The 599-nt window shown below is 68.6% G+C and carries 1 protein-coding gene; it reads left to right on the top strand.

Going from position 1 to position 599, the window contains the following annotated elements; translation table 11 throughout:
• On the top strand, positions 1-599 hold a 599-nt coding region (locus tag HA630_RS03915; RefSeq protein WP_166832493.1), incomplete at both ends, for an aspartate kinase.

A 599-nucleotide genomic window follows, 5' to 3' on the forward strand; every position in this document is an offset into this window, starting at 1 on the left:
GCCAAACGCGTGGCCAAGTGGCACCGCGCCGGCCACCAGATGGTGGTGGTCCCCAGCGCCATGAGCGGCGAAACCAACCGCCTGCTGGGCCTGGCCAAGGAACTGGCCCCGGCCAAGCCCGGCGACGCCTACGGCCGCGAACTCGACCAACTCGCCGCCACCGGCGAACAGGCGTCTTCCGCCCTGCTGGCCATCGCGCTGCAGGCCGAAGGCCTGGAGGCCGTCAGCTTCTCCGGCTGGCAGGTGCCCATCAAGACCAACAGCGCCTACACCAAGGCCCGCATCGAGTCCATCGACGACGCCCGCGTCAAGGGCGAGTTGAACGCAGGCAAGGTGGTCATCATCACCGGCTTTCAGGGCATCGATGAAGGCGGTAACGTCACCACCCTGGGCCGTGGGGGTTCCGACACCTCCGCCGTGGCCGTGGCCGCCGCCATGGGCGCGGCCGAATGCCTGATCTACACCGACGTGGACGGCGTGTACACCACCGACCCGCGCGTGGTGCCCGAAGCGCGCCGCCTGGCGCGTGTGAGCTTCGAGGAAATGCTGGAGATGGCCAGCATGGGCTCCAAGGTGCTGCAGATCCGCTCGGTGGAGTT

It is taken from the genome of Aquabacterium sp. A08 (assembly GCF_011742065.1).